This window comes from Pseudomonas sp. EA_65y_Pfl1_P113, from assembly GCF_963970525.1.
GTDB lineage: Bacteria > Pseudomonadota > Gammaproteobacteria > Pseudomonadales > Pseudomonadaceae > Aquipseudomonas > Aquipseudomonas tritici.
The window spans coordinates 1-548 of the sequence record NZ_CAXAQM010000310.1 but is presented as its reverse complement, the minus strand read 5'-3'; the positions used below and the strand labels follow the sequence as shown (position 1 = coordinate 548).

Here is a 548-nt window from a genome sequence, read left to right as displayed (position 1 = left end):
ATCCCGTGCGTGGGGCGAAGGTCGTACCGATCTTCGTGACCGTCGACCCAAAGCGCGATACACCGGCCGTGCTCAAGGCGTTCGTATCCGCCTTTCACCCGCGCATGGTCGGTTTGACGGGCAGCCCACAGGCGATTGCCGCCGTTGCCAAGGCGTATGGCGCGTATTTCGAGGCGGAAAAGCCCAATGCGGAGGGTGGCTATCTGGTGGCGCACGCCCGCCTTGCCTATCTTATGGATCCGGCGGGCAAGCCCGTCGCCTTGTTGCCGCAGGACAAGACGCCGCAAGACGTCGCAACCGAACTCGACCGATGGGTACGATGAGCCACGCTGATGACTAGCCGTTTCTGGGAAGAACCAATCGACACGCTCGATCGCGGCCAGTGGGAAGCCTTGTGCGATGGCTGTGGCAAATGCTGTGTCCATAAGCTGGAAGATGAAGAAACGGGCGAGCTATTGCCGACCAACGTGTCGTGCCGATTGCTCGACCGCGAGACGGCCTTGTGTTCCAATTACAAGCACCGCCATGCCTATGTCAGCGAGTGCGTG

General features: G+C 60.9%; 2 protein-coding genes. Both read left to right on the top strand.

Going from position 1 to position 548, the window contains the following annotated elements; translation table 11 throughout:
* A partial coding sequence (locus AACY52_RS29785; protein WP_339561300.1) for an SCO family protein occupies nucleotides 1–323 on the top strand: 323 nt, incomplete at its 5' end.
* Between the two features lie 9 nt (nucleotides 324–332).
* On the top strand, nucleotides 333–548 hold a 216-nt coding region (locus tag AACY52_RS29780), incomplete at its 3' end, for a YkgJ family cysteine cluster protein (protein ID WP_339561299.1).